This is a genomic window from Aquitalea magnusonii (assembly GCF_003202035.1).
In the GTDB taxonomy this organism is placed as follows: Bacteria; Pseudomonadota; Gammaproteobacteria; order Burkholderiales; family Chromobacteriaceae; genus Aquitalea; species Aquitalea magnusonii.
The window spans coordinates 223,406-243,686 of record NZ_QJKC01000001.1; the positions used below are offsets into that span (position 1 = coordinate 223,406).

General features: G+C 60.5%; 19 protein-coding genes, 1 tRNA gene and 1 pseudogene. 12 read left to right on the forward strand and 9 right to left on the reverse strand.

The window, feature by feature from the left end; genetic code table 11:
- Nucleotides 1–299, reverse strand: a pseudogene (locus DFR38_RS01030) (hypothetical protein); the annotation flags it as partial.
- 193 nt (nucleotides 300–492) lie between these two features.
- On the opposite strand from DFR38_RS01030, the gene DFR38_RS01035 reads away from it, so the two are divergent.
- Both DFR38_RS01035 and DFR38_RS01040 read left to right on the forward strand, forming a co-directional pair.
- Complete coding sequence (locus tag DFR38_RS01035; RefSeq protein ID WP_110312871.1) at nucleotides 493–1,434, forward strand: LysR substrate-binding domain-containing protein; 942 nt, start codon at nucleotides 493–495, stop codon at nucleotides 1,432–1,434.
- A 127-nt stretch (nucleotides 1,435–1,561) separates the two neighbouring features.
- On the forward strand, nucleotides 1,562–2,185 hold the full coding sequence (locus DFR38_RS01040) for a LysE/ArgO family amino acid transporter (RefSeq protein WP_059286932.1): 624 nt from the start codon (nucleotides 1,562–1,564) through the stop codon (nucleotides 2,183–2,185).
- A gap of 67 nt (nucleotides 2,186–2,252) precedes the next feature.
- Here the strand turns inward: DFR38_RS01040 and prmB are convergent, their stop codons facing one another.
- From prmB to DFR38_RS01075, 7 genes are all read right to left on the reverse strand, one after another.
- Nucleotides 2,253–3,173, reverse strand: a complete 921-nt coding sequence (gene prmB / locus DFR38_RS01045) for a 50S ribosomal protein L3 N(5)-glutamine methyltransferase (protein WP_059286929.1) — start codon at nucleotides 3,171–3,173, stop codon at nucleotides 2,253–2,255.
- A gap of 136 nt (nucleotides 3,174–3,309) precedes the next feature.
- Entirely contained in the window at nucleotides 3,310–4,686 is a 1,377-nt protein-coding gene (locus tag DFR38_RS01050) for a phosphomannomutase/phosphoglucomutase (protein WP_059286928.1), read from the reverse strand.
- Between the two features lie 84 nt (nucleotides 4,687–4,770).
- Nucleotides 4,771–5,799, reverse strand: coding sequence for an anthranilate phosphoribosyltransferase (trpD, locus tag DFR38_RS01055; RefSeq protein WP_059286927.1), 1,029 nt, complete (start codon nucleotides 5,797–5,799; stop codon nucleotides 4,771–4,773).
- An 88-nt stretch (nucleotides 5,800–5,887) separates the two neighbouring features.
- A complete protein-coding gene (locus tag DFR38_RS01060) occupies nucleotides 5,888–6,457 on the reverse strand; it encodes an aminodeoxychorismate/anthranilate synthase component II (RefSeq protein WP_059286926.1) in 570 nt (189 codons plus the stop codon).
- A 398-nt stretch (nucleotides 6,458–6,855) separates the two neighbouring features.
- Complete coding sequence (locus DFR38_RS01065; protein WP_110312872.1) at nucleotides 6,856–7,635, reverse strand: SDR family NAD(P)-dependent oxidoreductase; 780 nt, start codon at nucleotides 7,633–7,635, stop codon at nucleotides 6,856–6,858.
- Nucleotides 7,632–8,441, reverse strand: coding sequence for an SDR family NAD(P)-dependent oxidoreductase (locus DFR38_RS01070; RefSeq protein WP_110312873.1), 810 nt, complete (start codon nucleotides 8,439–8,441; stop codon nucleotides 7,632–7,634). The genes DFR38_RS01065 and DFR38_RS01070 overlap by 4 nt, the downstream gene beginning before the upstream one ends.
- 202 nt (nucleotides 8,442–8,643) lie before the next feature.
- Nucleotides 8,644–8,976, reverse strand: a complete 333-nt coding sequence (locus DFR38_RS01075; protein WP_059286930.1) for a DMT family transporter — start codon at nucleotides 8,974–8,976, stop codon at nucleotides 8,644–8,646.
- Between the two features lie 559 nt (nucleotides 8,977–9,535).
- Here DFR38_RS01075 and DFR38_RS01080 point away from each other — a divergent pair.
- Nucleotides 9,536–9,898 carry a hypothetical protein gene (locus DFR38_RS01080; protein WP_146215890.1) on the forward strand — a complete coding sequence of 121 codons (363 nt, stop codon included), beginning with the start codon at nucleotides 9,536–9,538 and terminating at the stop codon, nucleotides 9,896–9,898.
- A 150-nt stretch (nucleotides 9,899–10,048) separates the two neighbouring features.
- Nucleotides 10,049–10,468 carry a hypothetical protein gene (locus DFR38_RS01085; RefSeq protein ID WP_059286924.1) on the forward strand — a complete coding sequence of 140 codons (420 nt, stop codon included), beginning with the start codon at nucleotides 10,049–10,051 and terminating at the stop codon, nucleotides 10,466–10,468.
- A 48-nt stretch (nucleotides 10,469–10,516) separates the two neighbouring features.
- Here the strand turns inward: DFR38_RS01085 and DFR38_RS01090 are convergent, their stop codons facing one another.
- Nucleotides 10,517–11,254, reverse strand: a complete 738-nt coding sequence (locus tag DFR38_RS01090) for a substrate-binding periplasmic protein (protein WP_082693606.1) — start codon at nucleotides 11,252–11,254, stop codon at nucleotides 10,517–10,519.
- 85 nt (nucleotides 11,255–11,339) lie between these two features.
- Between DFR38_RS01090 and DFR38_RS01095 the strand changes: the two genes are divergently transcribed.
- From DFR38_RS01095 to DFR38_RS01130, 8 genes are all read left to right on the forward strand, one after another.
- Entirely contained in the window at nucleotides 11,340–11,891 is a 552-nt protein-coding gene (locus DFR38_RS01095; RefSeq protein ID WP_146215891.1) for a hypothetical protein, read from the forward strand.
- A gap of 44 nt (nucleotides 11,892–11,935) precedes the next feature.
- Nucleotides 11,936–12,011, forward strand: a tRNA-Thr gene (locus tag DFR38_RS01100).
- Nucleotides 12,012–12,206: 195 nt separating this feature from the next.
- The gene (locus tag DFR38_RS01105; RefSeq protein ID WP_059287196.1) at nucleotides 12,207–13,874 is read left to right on the forward strand and encodes an ABC-F family ATP-binding cassette domain-containing protein; all 1,668 of its coding nucleotides are present in this window, start codon (nucleotides 12,207–12,209) and stop codon (nucleotides 13,872–13,874) included.
- Between the two features lie 233 nt (nucleotides 13,875–14,107).
- Entirely contained in the window at nucleotides 14,108–16,807 is a 2,700-nt protein-coding gene (gene gyrA, locus DFR38_RS01110) for a DNA gyrase subunit A (RefSeq protein WP_059287197.1), read from the forward strand.
- Complete coding sequence (locus DFR38_RS01115) at nucleotides 16,804–17,268, forward strand: PaaI family thioesterase (protein WP_059287198.1); 465 nt, start codon at nucleotides 16,804–16,806, stop codon at nucleotides 17,266–17,268. Before gyrA ends, DFR38_RS01115 begins: the two co-directional genes overlap by 4 nt.
- Complete coding sequence (locus DFR38_RS01120; RefSeq protein WP_059287199.1) at nucleotides 17,268–17,708, forward strand: PaaI family thioesterase; 441 nt, start codon at nucleotides 17,268–17,270, stop codon at nucleotides 17,706–17,708. Before DFR38_RS01115 ends, DFR38_RS01120 begins: the two co-directional genes overlap by 1 nt.
- Before the next feature lie 61 nt (nucleotides 17,709–17,769).
- The gene (serC, locus tag DFR38_RS01125; RefSeq protein WP_110312876.1) at nucleotides 17,770–18,855 is read left to right on the forward strand and encodes a 3-phosphoserine/phosphohydroxythreonine transaminase; all 1,086 of its coding nucleotides are present in this window, start codon (nucleotides 17,770–17,772) and stop codon (nucleotides 18,853–18,855) included.
- A 115-nt stretch (nucleotides 18,856–18,970) separates the two neighbouring features.
- Complete coding sequence (locus DFR38_RS01130; RefSeq protein ID WP_110312877.1) at nucleotides 18,971–20,194, forward strand: MFS transporter; 1,224 nt, start codon at nucleotides 18,971–18,973, stop codon at nucleotides 20,192–20,194.
- Nucleotides 20,195–20,281: the final 87 nt, after the last annotated feature.

Genomic DNA, 20,281 nt, shown 5'->3' on the forward strand with positions numbered 1-20,281 from the left:
CACATGCCATCCGGCATGGTGGCGGTGACAATGACCGGCACGCCCAGCGTGCGCGCGGCTTTGGCCAGTGCCACCACATTGTGTTTGAGATCGCCCACCGTGGTGTCGCGCACACCGCTGATCAGGCCCACCTGGTGATCCACCAGCAGCAGCACGGCATTGTCACGTGACAGCATGCTGAGGTTGGCATTTTGCTGGGTGGCTGCTGTGGTGGCAGCGGCGGCGGGCATGGAAACGCTGGCAGCAGACAGGGTGGCGAGGCCGAGCAGGCTGGCGGACAGCAGTTGACGAATTTTCATGGCTTGGTCCTTTGCATTGTGGTGGGAGCAATTCCGCGTCGTCGGGCTGGTCTTGGGTTGAGACTGTACGAAAGGCTTAATTGCGTGGAACTATTATGAAGAAGGCCGCCATGATTAAAATATAAGAAAAATCGTATTAATCGTTCCAGCAGTGGAACGATTAATGACCGATTAGCCACAAGGAAAAACCACCATGATTCCGCTCGCACTCGATTTGAATGATCTGTTTCTGTTTTCCCAGGTGGTGCAGCGCCAGGGGTTCAGTGCGGCGGCCCGCAGCCTGGGCCTGCCCAAGTCACGTTTGTCACGCCGGGTCAGCTTGCTGGAGGAAAGACTGGGCGCCCGCCTGCTGCAGCGCAATGCGCGCAATCTGCGGCTGACCGATGCCGGGGCGGCCTTGTATGCCCACTGCCTGGCCATGCTGGCTGAGGCGCAGGCGGGCGAGGCCGCGGTACGGCAGCGCCAGCAAGAGCCCAGCGGCCAGGTGCGGCTGAGCGTGCCGATTGCCATTGCCGATGCGGTACTGTCGCGCCTGCTGCCCGATTTCATGCAGCGTTATCCCAAGGTGAAATTGTCGGTGCAGGCCAGTAATCGTCAGGTGGATTTGCTGGAGGAGGGCGTGGATGTGGTGGTGCGTGGGGTCGGTTTCGAACAGGCTTCCTCCAGCCTGGTGCAGGTCAGCCTGTGTACTGCCCAGTGGGGTTTGCTGGCCACGCCGGCATGGCTGGCGCAGCTGGGCGATGTTCTGTCGCCGCAACAGCTGGAGGGATGTGGCTGCCTGCAGTTCGCTCCGCTGGACGGTGGCACGGATGTCTTGCTGCTGCGTCACGATTCTGGCAGCTATCAGGATGTGCGGGTGAATGTGCTGCTGCGCAGCGACAATGTGCAGACCTTGAAGCAGGCGGCGCTGGCTGGGCTGGGGCTGGCCGGGCTGCCGCTGTATAGCTGTGCGGAGGAGTTGGCGGCTGGGCGCTTGCAGCTGCTGCTGCCACAGTGGCGGCCCAAGGATGGCCGGCTGGTGATGCTGTATCCCACGCGCCGTGGCTTGTCGCCGGCAGTTCGGGTGTTGATCGACTTTTTCAAGCAGCACTTGCCGGATTTGCTGGAGTATCGCGCCTGTCCGGGGGAAGTGTGATATTAATATTTCTTATCGTAGATAAAAATTATTAGCTTAACTTCTATCCGGATTGACTCTAAGCTAGGCGCCTGTTCATGGCACTCCCAGCCACCCGCTGGGCTGCCGCTTGCATGGCGAGAAAATCATGTTCAACTTGAATGTCTATCTGGCGGCCCTGGGCTTGTCCACCAGCCAGATCGTGGGCATCGGCCCGCAAAACGCTTTTATCATCCGCCAGGGGATAGGGCGCAGCCATATTCTGCCCATCGTGCTGATCTGCATCGTGGCCGATGTGTTGCTGATCAGCTGCGGGGTGCTGGGCATGGGCAAGATCATTGGCGCCATCCCTGGTTTTGTGCAAACAGTCGCCTGGCTGGGAGCCGGTTTTTTGCTCTGGTTGGGCTTCAAATCCTTCCGTGCGGCCATGCATCCCGGTGCGCTCAAGCTGGAGGGGTCGGTGGAGCGTGACCGCAAGCGCGCCATTCGCACCATCCTGCTGGTTACCCTGCTTAATCCCTATGTCTGGCTGGATACCGTCATCCTGATCGGCAGCGTGGCATCGGTGTATGGCAGCCTGGCGGCACCATCCTTCATTCTGGGCAGCATCACTGCTTCGGTGCTGTGGTTTGCCGGCATCGGCTTCTTTGCCGGTAAACTGGCGCCCTTTTTCCAGAAGGAGAGCAGCTGGCGTGTGCTGGATTGTGCCATCGGCCTGATCATGCTGTTTACCAGCAGCCTGCTGCTCTGGAATTACGGCTTTAGCCATTAATCCATTCATCCCGGAATGCAAAAAAGCCGGACGCTGTCCGGCTTTGTTCATGGCGTTGGTGGCTGCCTTACTCGGCGGCCTCGTCCAGCTCCAGGCCCTTGATCAGGTCGTCACGGGTCAGCAGGAAGACAAAGCCATCACCGCTGGCGGTTTCCATCCACATGAAGGGCAGGTTGGGGAAACACTCTTCCAGCATCTCGCGGTTGTGGCCGATTTCCACCAGCAGCACGCCGTGTTCGGTCAGCAGGTCTGGCGCGCGGCGCAGGATTTCGCGGGTGGCATCCAGGCCGTCCTCGCCGGAGCCCAGGGCGATTTCCGGCTCGTGCAGGTATTCCTGCGGCAGGGCATCCACCGATTCGGCATCCACATACGGCGGGTTGGCGATGATCAGGTCGTACGGTTCTTCCAGTCCTTCGCACAGATCGCTGTGAATCAGCTGGATCTGCTCCTCCAGGCCGTAGTTCTGCACGTTGATGGCGGCGACTTCCAGCGCATCCAGCGAAATGTCGACGGCGTCGATTTCGGCATCCGGGTAGTGATGGGCCAGCTGGATGGCCAGGCAGCCGGAGCCGGTGCACAGGTCGAGGGCGCGGTGTACCAGTTCGGGGTGTTCGATCCACGGTTGCAGCGGTTCGCCCAGCAGCTCGTAGATAAAGGAGCGCGGCACCAGCACGCGTTCGTCCACATAGAAGCTGAATTCACCTTGCCAGGCTTCGTGGGTGAGGTAGGCCACCGGTACTTTTTCTTCGGCCCGGCGTTCGATCAGGTCGACCACATCCTTGACTTCGGTGGGCAGCAGGCGTGCGTCCAGATAGGGTTCCAGCCGGTCGATCGGCAGCTTGAGCGTGGTCAGGATCAGGTAGGCCGCTTCATCGTGGGCATTGTCGGTGCCATGGCCATAGGTCAGGCCGGCCTGATTGAAACGCGATACCGCAAAACGCAGCAGATCGCGCACGGTGGTAAAGCTGCTGGCAGCCTGGGCGTACATGCTCATCCTTTCGGGACAGGGGGCCGTAATGGGCCGTCCCTTGTCAATAATGACAGGGGACATGGCCGGCCATGTCCCCTGTGGTCTGGTTCGGCCGCCATTATAGGGCAAGCGGCCGCAGCTGCACCATTTCCGTTCAGAACGGCAGGGCGGCATCCGTGGCGGTGGCCAGTACGCGGCGGAAATCCGCCTTGATGCGTTCCAGCGCTTCTGCATTATCAGCCTCAAAGCGCAGCACGATCACCGGCGTGGTGTTGGAGGCGCGCGCCAGGCCGAAACCATCGGCATATTCCACGCGCAGGCCGTCCAGGGTGTTGATTTCCTCGGCACCGTCAAAGCTGGCCGTCTGTTGCAGCTTGGCAATCAGCGCATGGTTTTCACCCTCGGCCTGCATCTTCAGGTTGAGCTCGGGCGTGGAAACGGCATTGGGCAGGGCGTTGAGCACGGCGCCGGGGTCTTCCACCCGCGACAGTACTTCCAGCAGGCGCACGCCGGCATACATGCCGTCGTCAAAGCCATACCAGCGTTCCTTGAAGAACACATGGCCGCTCATTTCGCCGGCCAGCAGCGCACCGGTTTCCTTGATCTTGGCCTTGATAAAGCTGTGGCCGGTACGTGCCATCACCGGCTCGCCACCGTTTTCCAGAATCCACGGCTTGAGCAGGCGGGTGGATTTCACGTCGTAAATGATCTTGGCCTTGGGGTTGCGTTCCAGCACGTCGGCCGCAAACAGCATCAGCTGGCGGTCCGGCCAGATGATATTGCCGTCCTTGGTGACTACGCCCAGGCGGTCGCCATCGCCATCAAAAGCCAGGCCCAGCTCGGAGTCGGTCTTGGCCAGCGCTTCGATCACGTCCTGCAGGTTTTCCGGTTTGGCCGGGTCCGGGTGGTGATTGGGGAAGGTGCCATCCACGGTGCAGAACAGTTCACGTACGCGGCAGCCCAGGCGACGGAACAGCACAGGGGCAAAGTCGCCGGCGATGCCATTGCCGCAATCCACCACGATGTTCATATTGCGCTCCAGCTTGATATCGCTGGTGATGCGCGTCAGATAGGCTTCGCTGATGTCATGAGTGCTGTAGCTGCCGGCACCTTCGGCCAGATCGCCGCTGGCAATGCGCTGATACAGGGCCTGGATGTCGTCACCGGCCAGGGTGTCGCCGGCCAGCATCATCTTGAAGCCGTTGTAGTCCGGCGGATTATGGCTGCCGGTGACCATGACGCCGGACAGCGTGCCCAGTTCATAAGCAGCAAAATACAGCATCGGGGTGGCCACGCGGCCGACATCGATGACATCGACACCGGCGGCACGGATGCCTTTGGCCAAGGCATCGCTCAGGTCGGGACCGGACAGGCGGCCGTCACGGCCAATGACGATGGCCTTGACCTTGCGCGCAACGGCTTCCGAGCCGATGGCATGGCCGATTTGCTGGGCGGCTTCAATGGTCAGCGTCTTGCCGACAATGCCGCGAATATCGTAAGCCTTGAAAATGTCTGGGGATGGTGTGCTCATGATGGTAGGCAATATCTCGAAAAGCAGGAATCAATAGTAAAACCATCCGGCCACCACGGGTGGCCGGACGTGCAAGAAAGGGGTTCAGGCGGCCAGTGACTGGCTGAGCTCGATCAGTTGCTGCAGCTTGGCACGCGCCTGGCCACTGGCCAGGACTTCACGCGCCAGCGCAATGCCATCGGCCAGCGTGGCGCAAATGTCCGCAGTATAAATGGCCGCGCCGGCATTGAGCAGCACGATGTCGCGCGCCGGCCCAGGCTGGTTGTCCAGCACCGACAGCAGGATGTCGCGCGATGCGGTGGCACTGCTGGCCTGGATGTCCTTCAGTTCGAAGAAGCTGAAGCCCAGTTCGCGCGGGTCCAGCAGGTATTCTTCGATATGGCCGTCTTTCAGCTCGGCCACCATGGTACGGTCGCTGAGAGTGATTTCATCCAGTCCGTCCAGACCGTGCACGATCATCACATGCTTGCTGCCCAGTTGCTTGAGCACGCGCGACTGGATGCCGACCAGATCGGGGTGGAAGACGCCCATGATCTGGTGATCGGCATTGGCCGGGTTGGTCAGCGGCCCCAGGATGTTGAAGATGGTGCGGGCGCCCAGCTCCTTGCGGATGGGGGCAACATGCTTCATCGCGCTATGGTGATTGGGCGCGAACATGAAGCCGACGCCGATCTCATCGATACAGCGGGCTACTTGCTGCGGGCTGAGGTTGAGATTGACGCCCAAGAGCTCCAGCACATCGGCACTGCCCGAGCTGGACGATACCGAACGCCCGCCATGCTTGGCTACGCGTGCGCCGGCCGCGGCTACCACAAAGGCTGATGTGGTGGAGATATTGAAGGTATGGCTCTTGTCACCACCGGTGCCGCAGGTGTCGATCAGATGCTCGCGCCGGCTGACCGGCACCGGGGTGGCGAACTCGCGCATCACCGTGGCGGCAGCGGCAATTTCCGACACGCTTTCCACCTTGGTGCGCAGGCCGATCAGAATGGCTGCGGTCTGCGCCGGGGTCAGTTCGCCGCGCATGATTTGGCGCATCAGATCCAGCATTTCGTCAAAAAACAGTTCGTTACCGTCAATCAGTCGGTTGAGGGCAGCCTGGGGGGTCAGCATGATGAGGGTCCTTGAATCGCGGGCGGGGCTGTCTGGGCAGCACGGCAAAGAGGCCCCGCCGGTGACGGTGGGGCCGTCGGGCATTCGCTCAGGCGAATTCCTTGAGGAAATTGTCCAGCATGCGGTGGCCATGCTCGGTCAGGATGGACTCGGGATGGAACTGCACGCCCTCGATGGGCAGAGTCTTGTGGCGCACGCCCATGATTTCGCCGTCATCGGTCCAGGCGGTGATTTCCAGGCAGTCGGGCAAAGACTCGCGTTCGATCACCAGCGAGTGATAACGGGTGCAGCTCACCGGATTGGGCAGGTCACGGAACATGCCGACATTGTGATGGTGCACCGGCGACACCTTGCCATGCATCAGTTGCTTGGCGTGAATGATCTTGCCGCCAAAGGCCTGGCCAATACCCTGATGACCCAGGCACACCCCCATGATGGGCAGCTTGCCGGCAAAGTGCTTGATAGCGGCCACCGAAATACCGGCTTCGTTTGGCGTGCAGGGGCCGGGGGAAATCACCAGGTACTGCGGCTGCAAGGCCTCGATTTGTTCCAGGGTGATTTCATCATTGCGAAACACCTTTACCTCTTGTTGCAGCTCGCCAAAATACTGCACCAGGTTGTAGGTAAAGGAGTCGTAGTTATCGATCATTAGCAGCATGATTAAGCTAAACCTTTGATTTTTATGGGCATGCCGTGGTGACCTGTAGATTTTATCCGGTTGCTGGGCCGGGTTAAAAACTATTGGGTCGGTTGAGCAGCAATAATGCCCGTCAAGTAATGAGCAATACTATACCGGAAGGAGGGCAGCGATACAGCATGCACAAGCCGGGCTATTGCACGTCACAAAAGCAGCGGCGGTGGTTTTCCTGTGTCCAGGCTGATCCGCCATGCTGGCAATTCGAAGGCTACGCGGTGCTGTTTGCCATTGAGCCGTATCAACAGCTGGCCAGTGTCAAGCCCGAACCGGACAAGGCAGAAACCAGCCACCCGCTGGCGGTGAGCAACTGGCGGCTGGGAGAGGGGAGATACGCCCGGTACGGCAGGCAGGGCTCCGGCTCAATACCCTGCGGTCAGGCCGAAATCCAGCATGACACTGGCGCCAGTCACCCCGGCACAGGCGGGAGACAGCAGCCAGAGCACATGGTCCGCCACTTCGGCGGGTGTCAGGAAACGGGCCTTGTCCTGTTGAGGATAGTGCGCCATCAGCCGGCGGTAGTAGCTTTCCGGATCGCCCTCGCCGTAGCGCGCAGCCTGAAACTCCAGCATGGGAGAGAAAATATCGGACGGGCACAGCGCGTTGACACGGATGCCACTGGGCGCCAATTCCCTGGCCAGCGCCTTGCTCATGACGGTGACGCCCCCTTTGCTGGCGCAGTAAATGGCGGCACCGGCATTGCCGATCACGCCGGCATCGGAACTGATATTGACGATGGCCCCCTGCGTTTCACGCAAGGCCGGAATGGCGCGGCTGCAAAGAAAGAACACTGCTTTGAGATTGATGTCCATGCAATGCTGCCATTCGTCCTCGCTGGCCAGCTCGCTCGGTCCTTCCACCCATACCCCTGCGCAGTTGGCCAGCCCGTCCAGCCGGCCATATTGCTGCAGGCTGAAGTCAATCAGTGCTTGAGCGTTTTCCGCCTGGCGCAAGTCTACGGCAAGGGCGGCAGCGCCCAACTGGTCGGCGCGCACTTGCAGGCGCTCGCGCTGCACATCGGTCATGACCACCCTGGCGCCCAGCGACAGCAATTTCTCCGCAACGCTCCCGCCCACCCCGCCGGCGGCACCGGTTACCAGATAGACGCGTCCGGCAAACAGATTCTGGCTGAATGGTGTCATCCCTTACGCTCCTGCAGACAGTTGGCACCATCGACCACCAGCATTTCGCCATGGATGTAGCTGGCGACGGGCATGGCGAGGAATACGATGGCCGCTGCCATTTCTTCCGGGGTACCGGCGCGGCCCATGGGGGTATGCATTGCGGCCTGGTGCTCTGCCTCGGTCTGGGATGCCGTGGCCACCCAGCCTGGCGCGACACAGTTGACGGTAATGCCCTTGTGGCCCACTTCCAGCGCGAGTGCGCGGCTCATGCCCACCATGCCGGCCTTGGCCGCGCTGTATGCCACTTCGCCGGGGTTGGCCACCACCGGGCCGGTGACCGAAGCGACGTTGATGATGCGGCCATGGCCGCTTGCCAGCATGCCGGGCAGCACGCGCCGCGTCAGCAGATAGCAAGTATCGAGATTGCGCTGAAGGGTTTTTGTCCAGTCGCGATCTTCCAGCATGTCAAATGTTGTGAATGCTTCGGCTTGCCCTTCCTGCGTCATGCCGGCGTTATTCACCAGAATATCGATGCGCGCAAAGTCCTGGGCCACCTGCTTTAACAAATGGTCTGTTTCAGCAGCAACGGTAAGATCTGCGATATACCCCTGTGCCCTTATGCCTTGTTGGCGCAGTGCAGCCGCACGTTCGTGGATGCGCGGGCCTGTAGCGCACAGCGCAACGCTACAGCCCAGCTCGCCAAGCAGCCTGGCGGTGGCAAAGCCGATACCTTCCGCACTGCCTGCGCCACTGATGAGCGCAGTCTTTCCCTGCAAGCTGAACAGCGGGTGCGCTGCTACGGGTGGTGTCCTTGTTCTGGTCATTCTCGTCCTTTGTGATCAAACTTTGTAAAATAATATCCATAAAATCGAAAACCATGTTTTATTTATTCATGTATATGATCAAATATTGGTGAGCATTCATCATCCTGGCAACAGCGGTTCCGCCAGTTGCCCGCCATGCGCTCGCCTTCCTGCTAGCTGCGGGCAAGCGGCGCAGGGGCATGTCTTTGACCAGATGGCAGGTTTAGGAGGGGCTTAAATTGAGAGCGACGACGCCGCCAACGATTAAGGCAATGCCAATCAGTCGAAGCGGTGCCGTTGACTCTCCGAAGCAGAGAATTCCCAGAAGGGCAATGAGTACCGTTCCGAATCCGGCCCATACCGCATATGCCAAGCCGACTTCAAGATGGCGAACGGATACGGACATGAGCCAAATGGCACTTGCATAACAAAGGGTGACGATGATGGAGGGCGCGGTGCGGGTGAATCCGTCGGAATAGCGTAGTGCAACGGTGCCTAAGACTTCTGCGATCACGCTGACGGCAAGGAAAAGCCAGGAAAATGCTTGTGAGCTCATGATGCTCCCCAAAGCCTGCGCTTATACCGAGCGCGGCTAGAGGGATGAGAGCGGTACCCCAAATTCAGTTGCCACTATACCAGTGTGGTGAACGGTTTGGTGAAGCGGGCCTCTTGTGCCAGATGCCCCCCCACGCTGTGCAAGCGCTCTGCGTGTCTGTGCAGCTGAATATCCTGAATGGTGCATGTCTGCATGCGCCGGATCGCTACGAGGATGCCGCAGCCGTTAGCAGCCCCATCAATGATCGCGCCGGAACCGTATCGCTGGTCTGGCGGAGGGCCTGGTTTGGTAATATGATATTGGAATGTGCAGGGTTCGGTCGATAATGCTGTTGCTGGCCAGCGCCACGGCTTCCGCACAGATTTGCAGCTGCGCAGACTCGCAAACCGGCTGGCCTGGCTATCGCAATGAACCTGACAGCGCGATTCGGCATGGATGCGCAGCCGGGGGCGGCGGCGACTGTGAGCACGCCGCCATAGCACCCGTCATGGCTCCGGCCTGGCCTGGCCGGGCAGGGCGGTTCGATGCATTTTCCAGGTCATTAGTCATAGAGAAGTCCATGCATATCCTACTTTCCGATCACGGCACCTTGCGTAAAGTCCGTTTCAGTCGGCCATCTTTGGTCACCATGCTGGCTGGCCATGTCGAGGCGATCACCCGTCAGCAGCCGCTGATTTTCCTGCAACTAGCGCTGCCCACCATGCTGGGCTTGTTCCTGGCCCGCGCACTGGGCGACTCCATCTTGCTGGCGGCGCTGGCGTATTTTCTGCCCTGCCTGTTTTGGTCACGCTACAGTGATGCCTTTTATATCCGCACATTGATGGACAGGGAGTGGTCCTTTGCCGATAGCGCCGAGAACAACCGCCATGTGGCCGATGCCTTGGGCATTGAGCTGATGGCGGGAGAGAACGGGGCGGAGTAGCTGAAGGGTGAATCGAATGACAATCATGCTGGTGGCAGCGCGCACCCTGCTGGCGGTGACTTGTAGCGCACCAGCCATGGATAAAAACATGCCTTCACGCCGCCATTTGCTGAAGGCCATCCACCTGTTTCCTGCAGAAAGCCCATCCAGATGACCCACCAGTCTTCCACCACCCCATCCTCAGCAGGACTGGCCCGCTTCGATATCTTGTTGCGGCTGTGGGCAGCGGCCGCAGTCTGTTCCGCACTGTCGCACATGATCCAGCCTGCGTGGACGGCCGCTGGCACCACCTGGGCGCTGTCCGCGCACTGGCAACGGGAAATTGCCTATTTCGACCTGTTTGTCGCCTTGATCTTTGCCTGGGCTGCCCATCAGCCAGAGCTGCGCATCAAGCGCAATGTCACCTTGCTGCTGTGTGGCTTGTCATTACTACTGGGAGAAAATCACCTGGAAGGCTGGCTGGCAGCACCCAAGGTATTCCATGTGCTGTTTGCCCTGGGCAATGCGCTGGCCGTGCTATGGGGCGCGCTGGCCTGCTGGAGCGTGCGCGCTGCCGTGTCGCCTGAATAATGACCAGGCTCGGCCTTGGGCTGGCCGGAAACCTGCTGGATGATGTGCTTACTTGCCGTATTTGCGCATGATCTGTTCGATAAAGCCGTCATCCTTCATGCGGGCGAGGGCATTGGCGATCCGGGCCGCGGTTTCCGGCGGAAAGCGCGGGCCGGAGGCTATCCAGTTTTCGCTGCTGTAGATCACATTGCCCTCGACCGGCATGGTGCCGATTTGTTGCTGGTAGCTTGGCCTGAAGGTGGCCGTACTGCCCAGAAAGCTGCCGATGCGGCCGGCCTTGAGCATCTTGGCCATGTCGGGCAGCTGGCTTTGTTCGATTTGCTGCTGGCTCACGCCTTGTTGCGCCAGCCAGCTAAGCACGCTGGAGCCGGCGCGTACGCCGATGCGGCCTGCCGCAATGGCTTGCTGCAGGGTATGGCATGGCGCCGCCCCGTCGCGGGTGAAAAAGCGGAAATCAGTGCTGTTGATGATGGCAATCCAGTGAAACAAAGGCTCACGTTCCGGCGTGCGGGCAAAATAGATGATGATGGCGTTGCTGCTGTCGATCACCTCGCGCATGGCGCGGTTCCACGGGCGGATGCGGGTCTGTGGAATATAGCCGGCCCGGCGTATGGCTTCGCTGCCAATTTCCATCATCATGCCCGGGGTGGGCTGGTCTGGCTGGTTGCAGATGCTGGGCAGGTAGTCGCATTCCAGCAAGATGGTCTGGCCTGCTTCTGCCGCCCAGGCCAGGCAGGGCATGAGCGACAGGCAGAGTGCCAGTAGTGTGCTAGGTAAGCCGGGCATGAAGCGCGCTCCTTTGCGAAGCAAATGTCTTTAGCATTATTTATAAATGCCCGGCATCGATTTTGTTGGTTAATTGGCGCGGCAAATGCAAATTGAATGGACCGGGCGGCTGTGCGATGGAGCAGGGCGCGCAGGCGGCTGCGCAATCCGGCTGGGTGATGCAGCCAGCCAAGCCATGCTAGTATTGCCACCTTGCATCCATGTTCATCAAGCCAGATGGCCAACCATTAAGGGCCCAGACTTCACCATGAATCATTCATTTATCCGCACCGCCCTGTTGCTGGGAGCGCTGCTGCTGGGTGGCTTTGCCCACGCAGAAACCGAGGACATCCCGCTGCCGGGCGATGTGCAGAGCGCACCGCTCAAATCAGCCAAGAAGTCAGCGCATCATGCGCCAGCCAGCCAGGCCCATGCCGCCGGGGCGCAGCGCAAAGCCAGCAAACCGGCCAGCCGCAAGCATCACGCCGCGGGCAAGAAGCACCACCGCCAGCATGGCAAGCACGCTGCAGCCGCCAAGCACAAGCCTGCCAGCAAGATGACGGGCAAAAAAAATGCTGCCAAACCCGTTCATCACAAAACAAGCAAAAACAACAAGCTAGCGAAAAAGCCGGTCAGAAGGCATAAAAAAATGCACTGACAGGCTTGCCAGCCAAGGGGCAAGACGCTATATTGCAGCCCTTCGCCGGTGTAGCTCAGTTGGTAGAGCACCTGACTTGTAATCAGGGGGTCGCGAGTTCGATTCCTGCCGCCGGCACCATATTCCACGGGCCTTGTAGAAATACAAGGCCCGTTTTACATTTTGCTGCCTTGTCGGCAAATTCCGACAAAGGCTCTCCCAACCCCACTCCGTGCTTGCGGTATCGTGCCGGCCGCATCCTGGCCGCGCGTCGTGAAGTCTTGCGGCTCGCTCAAGTGAACTTCACCTCACTCTCATGAATGCGCAATTGACCCAATGATTATCCTGAAGAACGTGGCCTTGCGTCGCGGTAGTAAAGTGTTGCTCGACAATGCCTCGGTCACGCTCAATCCGGGCGAGAAAGTGGGGCTGGTTGGCCGCAATGGCGCGGGCAAGTCCTCCCTGTTTGCGGTGCTCAATGGCAGCCTGCATGAAGATGGCGGCGATGTGTCGATTCCGGCGCAATGGCGCATGGCGCAGGTGGCGCAGGACATGCCGGAGACCGAGCAAAGTGCCACCGATTTCGTGGTCGAGGGCGATACCACCTTGCTGGCGGCGCGGCTGGAAGTGGCCGAGGCCGAGGCGGGTGAAGACTATATGCGCATGGCGCATGCCTATACGGCGCTGAATGATGCCGGCGAACACGACGCGCCGGCGCGGGCGCAGTCGCTGATTCTGGGCTTGGGTTTTAGCGTGGCCGAGCTGAGTCAGCCGGTAAACAGTTTTTCCGGCGGCTGGCGCATGCGTCTGCAACTGGCCCGCGCGCTGATGTGTCCGTCTGATTTGCTGCTGCTGGACGAACCGACCAACCACCTGGACCTGGACGCGCTGGTCTGGCTGGAAGCCTGGCTGAAAAACTATGGCGGCACCATGGTGGTGATCAGTCATGACCGCGAATTCCTTGATGCAGTCACCAATGTCACCCTGCATGTCGACAATGCCAAGCTGGTGCGCTACGGCGGCAATTACAGCAAGTTTGAAGACATGCGTGCCGAGCAGATGATTCTGCAGCAGGCGGCGCAGGCCAAGCAGCAGGAGAAGATTGCCCATCTGCAAAGCTTTATCAATCGCTTCAAGGCCAAGGCCAGCAAGGCCAAGCAGGCACAAAGCCGGGTCAAGGCGCTGGAGCGGATGGAGAAGATTGCGCCGGTACTGGCCGAGGCGGATTTCCAGTTTGAATTCAAGGAGCCGCAAAGCCTGCCTAATCCGATGCTGACCATGTCGCAGGCCGAGTTTGGCTATCCGGCGGCAGAGGATGCGCCGGCGGGTACGCCGCCCACCGTGATCGTGCGTGGTGTCAATCGCTCGGTACTGGCCGGGCAGCGCATCGGCATCCTGGGGGCAAACGGGCAGGGCAAGTCGACCCTGGTCAAGACTGTGGCCGAGGCCTTGCAGGCCACTGGCGGCGAGATCATTCGCGGCAAGGGGCTGAATATCGGCTACTTCTCGCAGCAGGAGCTGGACGTGCTGCGCCCGCAGGATAATCCGCTGGAGCACATGTTCCGCCTGGCGCGCGACATTCCGGCCGCCCTCCGTCCGCCGGCCAATGATTGCCGCGAGCAGGGGCTGCGCAATTTTCTCGGCACTTTCAATTTCAGTGGCGACATGGTCAAGCAGCAGGTGGGCAGCATGAGCGGTGGCGAAAAGGCGCGGCTGGTGCTGTGCATGATCGTGTGGCAGCGCCCCAACCTGTTGCTGCTGGATGAGCCGACCAACCACCTGGACCTGGCCACCCGCGAAGCCTTGAGCGTGGCGCTGAACGAGTTTGAAGGTTCGGTGATGCTGGTGAGTCACGACCGCGCCTTGCTGCGGGCGGTGTGCGATGAGTTCTGGCTGGTTTCACGCGGCGGGGTGAAGGATTTCGACGGCGACCTGGATGACTATCAGGTCTACCTGCTGGAAGAGGCGCGCCGCCGCCGCGAACAGGCAGCCGGCAAGCGCTGAGCGGCAGTTGCACTACTGCAGAGGGGTCGCCATGGGCGGCCCTTTGTCATGGCTGGCGGCTGGCGGCTGCGCTGGCTTTTGCCACGGGCGCACGGCTAAGTACCTGACGCAGCAGGCCGCCGCCGTGCTGGCAGCCATTGCGCCCGTCCCGCACGCGACAAGGCATGCGTAGGCGGGGTGGACGTGCTAGAATCTAGGCTATTTTTGATTCCTGAAAAGATAGCCATTTACCCATGACAGATCAGCTTTTCGCCAAGGAAACGATCCCAATCAGCCTCGAAGAGGAAATGCGCCGCTCCTACCTCGATTACGCCATGAGCGTGATCGTGGGCCGCGCGCTTCCCGATGTGCGTGATGGCCTCAAACCGGTACATCGTCGCGTGCTGTTTGCCATGCACGAACTTTCCAACGATTGGAACCGCGCCTACAAGAAATCGGCGCGTATCGTGGGCGATGTCATCGGTAAATATCACCCGCACGGTGACTCGGCGGTATACGACACCATCGTGCGCATGGCGCAGGACTTCAGCCTGCGCTACCCGCTGGTGGATGGCCAGGGCAACTTCGGCTCGGTGGATGGCGACAGCGCCGCCGCCATGCGTTACACCGAAATCCGCATGGCGCGCATTGCGCACGAACTGCTGGCGGACATCGACAAGGAAACCGTGGACTTCGGGCCGAACTATGACGGTTCGGAACACGAACCGCTGATCCTGCCGGCCAAGATTCCCAATCTGCTGATCAATGGCTCCTCCGGCATTGCCGTGGGTATGGCCACCAATATCCCGCCGCACAACCTGACGGAAGTGGTGGATGCCTGTCTGGCGCTGCTGGCCAATCCGGAACTGACCATCGATGATCTGATCGACATCATTCCGGCACCCGACTTCCCCACCGCCGGCATCATCTATGGTACGGCCGGGGTTAAAGAGGGCTACCGCACCGGTCGTGGCCGCGTCATCATGCGCGCCCGCACCCATTTCGAAGACATCGGCAAGGGCGACCGCCAAGCCATCATCGTCGACGAGATTCCCTACCAGGTGAACAAGTCGCGCCTGCTGGAGCGCATTGCCGAACTGGTGCGTGACAAGCAGATCGAAGGCATTTCCGATCTGCGCGACGAGTCGGACAAGTCCGGCATGCGCATCGTGATCGAGCTCAAGCGCGGCGAAATGCCGGAAGTGGTGCTCAATCACCTGTTCAAGCTGACCCAGCTGCAAGACAGCTTCGGCATCAATATGGTGGCCCTGGTCGATGGCCAGCCGCGCCTGCTGAACCTGAAGCAGATCATTGACGAATTCCTGCGCCACCGCCGCGAAGTCGTCACCCGTCGCACCATTTTCGAATTGCGCAAGGCACGTGAGCGTGGCCATATCCTGGAAGGTCTGGCCGTGGCGCTGTCCAATGTGGACGACATCATTGCCCTGATCAAGGCCTCGGAAACCCCGCCGGCCGCCAAGATCGCCCTGATGGCGCGCCCGTGGCGCTCCGAACTGGTGGAAGAAATGCTGTCGCGCGTGGACCAGAGCAAGGCCCGTCCGGATGGTCTGGACCCCGCCTTTGGCCTGCATGGCGATGGCTATCGTCTGTCCGATGCGCAAGCGCAAGCCATTCTGGAAATGCGTCTGCAACGCCTGACCGGCCTGGAGCAGGACAAGATCGTCGGCGAATATCGCGACATCATGGCCATCATCCTGGACTTGATCGATATTCTGGAACGTCCGGAGCGCATCAACCAGATCATCGGTGACGAGCTGTCCGCCATCAAGACCCAGTTCGGTGATGCACGCCGTTCGGAAATCGAGCCGTTTGGCGGCGACATCAATATCGAGGACCTGATCACCCCGCAAGACATGGTGGTGACCATCTCCCATACCGGCTACATCAAGACCCAGCCGATTGACGACTACCGCTCGCAACGCCGTGGCGGTCGTGGCAAGCAGGCTGCCGCCACCAAGGATGACGATTTCATCGACACCCTGTTCGTGGCCAATACCCACGACTACGTGCTGTGCTTCTCCAGCAAGGGTCGCTGCTACTGGATCAAGGTCTACGATCTGCCGCAAGGCGGTCGCAACAGCCGTGGCAAGCCCATGGTGAATGTGTTGCCGCTGGCCGATGGCGAGAAGATCAACGCGCTGTTGCCGATCAAGGCCTTCACCGATGCCGAAGCCGTGTGCGACGAAAATGAAGATGACGAAGCCGCCGCCCTCAAGGCCAAGGGTCCGTTCATCTTCATGTGCACCGCCAACGGCACGGTGAAGAAAACCCCGCTGGAAGCCTTCTCCCGTCCGCGTACCGCCGGCATCATCGCCGTGCGTCTGGAAGAAGGTGACAACCTGATTGGCGTGGCCCTGACTTCCGGCAACGAGCAGATCATGCTGTTCTCCGACGGCGGCAAGGCCGTACGCTTCAGCGAAACCGACGTGCGCCCGATGGGTCGCACTGCCGCAGGCGTACGCGGCATGATGCTGGCCGAAGGCCAGCATGTGATTTCGCTGCTGGTCACCAATTCCGAAGAGCAGCAGGTGCTGACCGCCAGCGATGGCGGCTATGGCAAGCGCACTCGTACCGGCGAATTCCGCCATACCAGCCGCGGCACCCAGGGTGTGATTGCCATGGACCTGACCGACAAGACCGGCCTCAAGCTGGTGGCCGCCAGCCTGGTGGAAGACAGCGACGACGTGATGCTGATCACCACCGGTGGCGTGCTGATCCGCACCAAGGTATCGGAAGTGCGCGAAACCGGCCGCTCGGCCCAGGGTGTACGCCTGATCAACCTGGACGAGGGTGAAAAGCTGATCGGTCTGGAAAAAGTGGCCGAAGGCGAGTCGGACGAAGAGGCTGAAATTGTTGATGGTGATGTGGTCGACGGTGAAGACAACGCCGCCCCGGCTGCCGACGCCGCCAGCGCAGGGGAAGCCGAGGCATGACGGCAACGCCTGCCAATGCGCAGGTGCTGGAGACGATGAGCGCGCTCTTCGTCTCCTTGCCGCACTGCGCCACCCTCGGTTTCCAGTACCTGGGCACCGAGGGCCGCAAGCCCACCCTGAAAGTGGAGTGGCGCGAAGACCTGGTGGGCAACCCGGCCAGCGGCACCATTCACGGCGGGGTGATCACCTCGCTGGTGGATACCACCAGTGCCGTTTCGGTCACCGCCTGCCTGCCGGACTTTGAAACCATTGCCACACTGGATCTGCGCATCGATTACCTCAAGGCAGCCACGCCGGGCAAGGCCATCTACTGCCGGGCGGAATGTTACCGTCTGGCCAGCCAGATCGCCTTTACCCGTGCCGTGTGCTACCACGACGATCCGGCCGACCCCATCGCCCATGGCGTGGCCACCTTCATGCGTGAATCCAGCCGCGCCTCCATGCTGAAAGAGGGGACGTGATGAGCGAATTCATGCAGCAACTGGCTGCCCTGCGCGATGACAATAATGTCGCCGCGCTGTGCGAGGCCATTCCCTATGCCCGCCTGATGGGGGTGGAAGTCAGCACGGGTGACGATGGCGAATTGCTGTTCCAGCTGCCGTTTTATCCGCGCAATGTCGGCAACACTGTCTTGCCGGCGCTGCATGGCGGGCTGATCGGCGGTTTTCTGGAAAATGCCGCACTCTTGCACCTGATCTGGCACCGCGAATCGCTGGAAGCGCCGAAGATTGTCGATTTTTCGCTGGATTACCTGCGCTCCGGCCGTCCACAGACGCTATTCGCCCGCTGCGAGATCACCAAGCAGGGCAAGCGCGTGGCCCATGTATTGATCGAAGCCTGGCAAGAAGACCGCCGCAAGCCGGTGGCTGTTGCCCGGGCCCACTTCCTGCTCACGCAGTGACACACACCGGCATGGCCTGCCGGGTCATGCCGCAACATTGAAGCAATGACTGAGGACAGACATGGCCAAGGTGTATAACTTTTCTGCCGGACCGGCGGTATTGCCCCACGAAGTACTGGCTCAGGCCCAGAGCGAAATGCTGGACTGGCACGGCTCCGGCATGTCGGTGATGGAAATGAGCCATCGCGGCAAGGAATTCATGGAAATCATCCATGATGCCGAGCACGACCTGCGCGAGCTGATGCAGGTGCCGGCCGGTTACAAGGTGCTGTTCCTGCAGGGCGGCGCCTCCATGCAGTTTTCCATGGTGCCGCTCAACCTGCTGGGCGACAAACAGTCGGTGGATATCGTCAATACCGGCCACTGGTCCAAGCTGGCCATCAAGGAAGCGCGCCGTTATTGCCATGTCAATGTGGTGGCCAGCAGCGAAGACCGCAACTTTGCCTATGTGCCGGCAGAAGAAAACTGGCAGCGCGACCCCAACGCCGCCTATCTGCATTACACCTCCAACGAAACCATTGGCGGCCTGCAGTTCCCCTTTGTCCCGGCCGACCTGGGCGTGCCGCTGGTTTGTGACATGTCGTCCGACTTTCTGTCGCGCGAAGTCGATGTCAGCAAGTTCGGCCTGATTTATGCCGGCGCGCAGAAGAATATCGGCCCGTCCGGCCTGGTGGTATTGCTGGTGCGCGAAGACCTGCTGGGCCGCGCCCGTGCCGATCTGCCGACCATGCTGAATTACCAGACCCACGCCGATGCCGATTCCATGTACAACACGCCGGCGACCTATCCCATCTATATCGCCGGCCTGGTGTTCAAGTGGCTGAAGCAACTGGGCGGGATCAAGGGCATGGCAAGCCGCAATGCGGAAAAGGCCGGCCTGTTGTATCACGCCATCGAGGCCAGCGAAGGCTTCTACCATACCCATATCGATGCACCGTACCGCTCGCGCATGAATGTGGTGTTCCGCCTGAAGGACGAGGCGCTGGAAGAAAGCTTCCTGATGGAAGCGCGCAAGAACGGGCTGATCCAGCTCAAGGGCCATCGCGTGGTCGGCGGCATGCGTGCCTCCATTTACAACGCCATGCCGATCGAAGGCGTCAAGGCGCTGGCCAATTTCATGCAGGACTTCGCCCGCCAGCACGGCTGAGCAGTATTGTTCTGCTGTGGCGACAGTGTGTGCAAAAACCCGTGTTCTACACGGGTTTTTTCTTGTGCGCGGCAGTCTTATGATGGATGACCATAACAATAGCGGAAATCATTCCATGGATCGCTCCCTCCAACGCTTGCTGCTCGCCGGCGGCCTGATCGTTTCGCTGGCCATGGGCGTGCGCCATGGCTTTGGCTTTTTCATGCCCCCCATGACCAGCGCCTTTGGCTGGAGCCGCGAAAGCTTCGCCTTTGCACTGGGCATGCAGAATCTGGTGTGGGGCATGGCCCAGCCCTTTGCCGGCGCGCTGGCTGATCGTCACGGCCCGGGCAAGGTGCTGCTGGGTGGCGGCCTGCTGTATGCCCTTGGCCTGCTATTGATGACCGTGTCCGCCACGCCCACCCTGTTCAGCCTGTCCGCCGGTGTGTTGCTGGGCCTGGCCTTGTCCGGCACCACCTATAGCGTGATTTTCGGCGTACTGGGCCGTACCGTACCTGCTGCTTACCGCACACGCGCCATGGGCCTGACCGCTGCGGCTGGCTCGTTCGGCCAGTTCGCCATGGTGCCGCTGGAGCGCTCGCTGATCGATGGCCTGGGCTGGCTGCCTGCCTTGCTGGTGCTGGGGGCTTGCGCCTTGCTGATGCTGCCGCTGGGGCGTTGGTTGACCCGCCAGGCCGCCGCGCTGCCGCAAACTGCGCAGTCGCACAGTCATCCCCACTTGCTGCAAGGCATGCTGCATACCTTTGGCCGCGCCTGGACCGAGCCAGGTTTCCGCCTGCTGATGGCCGGTTATTTCGTCTGTGGTTTCCAGGTGGTGTTTATCGGCGTGCATCTGCCGGCTTATCTGCGTGACCACGGCATGGGTGGCAATGTCGCCAGCCTGGCCTTGGCACTGATCGGCCTGTTCAATATTTTTGGCACCTTCCTGTTTGGCGAGGCGGGCAGCCGTTTTGCCAAGCCGCCACTGCTGGCGGGCATTTACCTGGCGCGCAGCATTGCCATCGGGCTGTTTCTGCTGCTGCCGCTATCCGTGCCATCGGTACTGGTGTTTGCCTCGGTCATGGGCTTTCTGTGGCTATCCACCGTGCCGCTGACCAATGGCGTGATTGCCAGCCAGTTTGGCGTACAGCATCTGGGCATGTTGTCCGGCGCAGTGTTTTTCTCGCACCAGGTAGGCAGCTTTCTTGGGGTGTGGCTGGGCGGCAAGCTGTACGACCTGAACGGCAATTACAATGTGGTGTGGGGCATTGCCATCGTGCTGGGAGTCATGGCCGCACTGGCCAACCTGCCGATCCGCGAGCGCGCTTCCGCCGCCTTTGCCGAACGGGCAGCCACATGAAAACGGCTGGCTGGCTGCTATTGGCTGCCATCATTCTATTGGCACTGCTGGCCATGTATCAGCAGCCACGCTTTATCCTGTCTTTTG

What these genes read in the sequence shown, in the direction of transcription:
- serC (WP_110312876.1), top strand. Translation starts at nt 17,770, where the DNA reads ATGGCCAAGGTGTATAACTTTTCTGCCGGACCGGCGGTATTGCCCCAC.
- DFR38_RS01095 (WP_146215891.1), top strand. Translation starts at nt 11,340, where the DNA reads ATGCAAATTGAATGGACCGGGCGGCTGTGCGATGGAGCAGGGCGCGCA.
- prmB (WP_059286929.1), bottom strand. Translation starts at nt 3,173, where the DNA reads ATGTACGCCCAGGCTGCCAGCAGCTTTACCACCGTGCGCGATCTGCTG.
- DFR38_RS01040 (WP_059286932.1), top strand. Translation starts at nt 1,562, where the DNA reads ATGTTCAACTTGAATGTCTATCTGGCGGCCCTGGGCTTGTCCACCAGC.
- DFR38_RS01080 (WP_146215890.1), top strand. Translation starts at nt 9,536, where the DNA reads ATGCATATCCTACTTTCCGATCACGGCACCTTGCGTAAAGTCCGTTTC.
- DFR38_RS01035 (WP_110312871.1), top strand. Translation starts at nt 493, where the DNA reads ATGATTCCGCTCGCACTCGATTTGAATGATCTGTTTCTGTTTTCCCAG.
- DFR38_RS01050 (WP_059286928.1), bottom strand. Translation starts at nt 4,686, where the DNA reads ATGAGCACACCATCCCCAGACATTTTCAAGGCTTACGATATTCGCGGC.
- DFR38_RS01130 (WP_110312877.1), top strand. Translation starts at nt 18,971, where the DNA reads ATGGATCGCTCCCTCCAACGCTTGCTGCTCGCCGGCGGCCTGATCGTT.
- DFR38_RS01120 (WP_059287199.1), top strand. Translation starts at nt 17,268, where the DNA reads ATGAGCGAATTCATGCAGCAACTGGCTGCCCTGCGCGATGACAATAAT.
- DFR38_RS01070 (WP_110312873.1), bottom strand. Translation starts at nt 8,441, where the DNA reads ATGACCAGAACAAGGACACCACCCGTAGCAGCGCACCCGCTGTTCAGC.
- DFR38_RS01065 (WP_110312872.1), bottom strand. Translation starts at nt 7,635, where the DNA reads ATGACACCATTCAGCCAGAATCTGTTTGCCGGACGCGTCTATCTGGTA.
- trpD (WP_059286927.1), bottom strand. Translation starts at nt 5,799, where the DNA reads ATGCTGACCCCCCAGGCTGCCCTCAACCGACTGATTGACGGTAACGAA.
- DFR38_RS01115 (WP_059287198.1), top strand. Translation starts at nt 16,804, where the DNA reads ATGACGGCAACGCCTGCCAATGCGCAGGTGCTGGAGACGATGAGCGCG.
- gyrA (WP_059287197.1), top strand. Translation starts at nt 14,108, where the DNA reads ATGACAGATCAGCTTTTCGCCAAGGAAACGATCCCAATCAGCCTCGAA.
- DFR38_RS01060 (WP_059286926.1), bottom strand. Translation starts at nt 6,457, where the DNA reads ATGCTGCTAATGATCGATAACTACGACTCCTTTACCTACAACCTGGTG.
- DFR38_RS01085 (WP_059286924.1), top strand. Translation starts at nt 10,049, where the DNA reads ATGACCCACCAGTCTTCCACCACCCCATCCTCAGCAGGACTGGCCCGC.
- DFR38_RS01075 (WP_059286930.1), bottom strand. Translation starts at nt 8,976, where the DNA reads ATGAGCTCACAAGCATTTTCCTGGCTTTTCCTTGCCGTCAGCGTGATC.
- DFR38_RS01090 (WP_082693606.1), bottom strand. Translation starts at nt 11,254, where the DNA reads ATGCCCGGCTTACCTAGCACACTACTGGCACTCTGCCTGTCGCTCATG.
- DFR38_RS01105 (WP_059287196.1), top strand. Translation starts at nt 12,207, where the DNA reads ATGATTATCCTGAAGAACGTGGCCTTGCGTCGCGGTAGTAAAGTGTTG.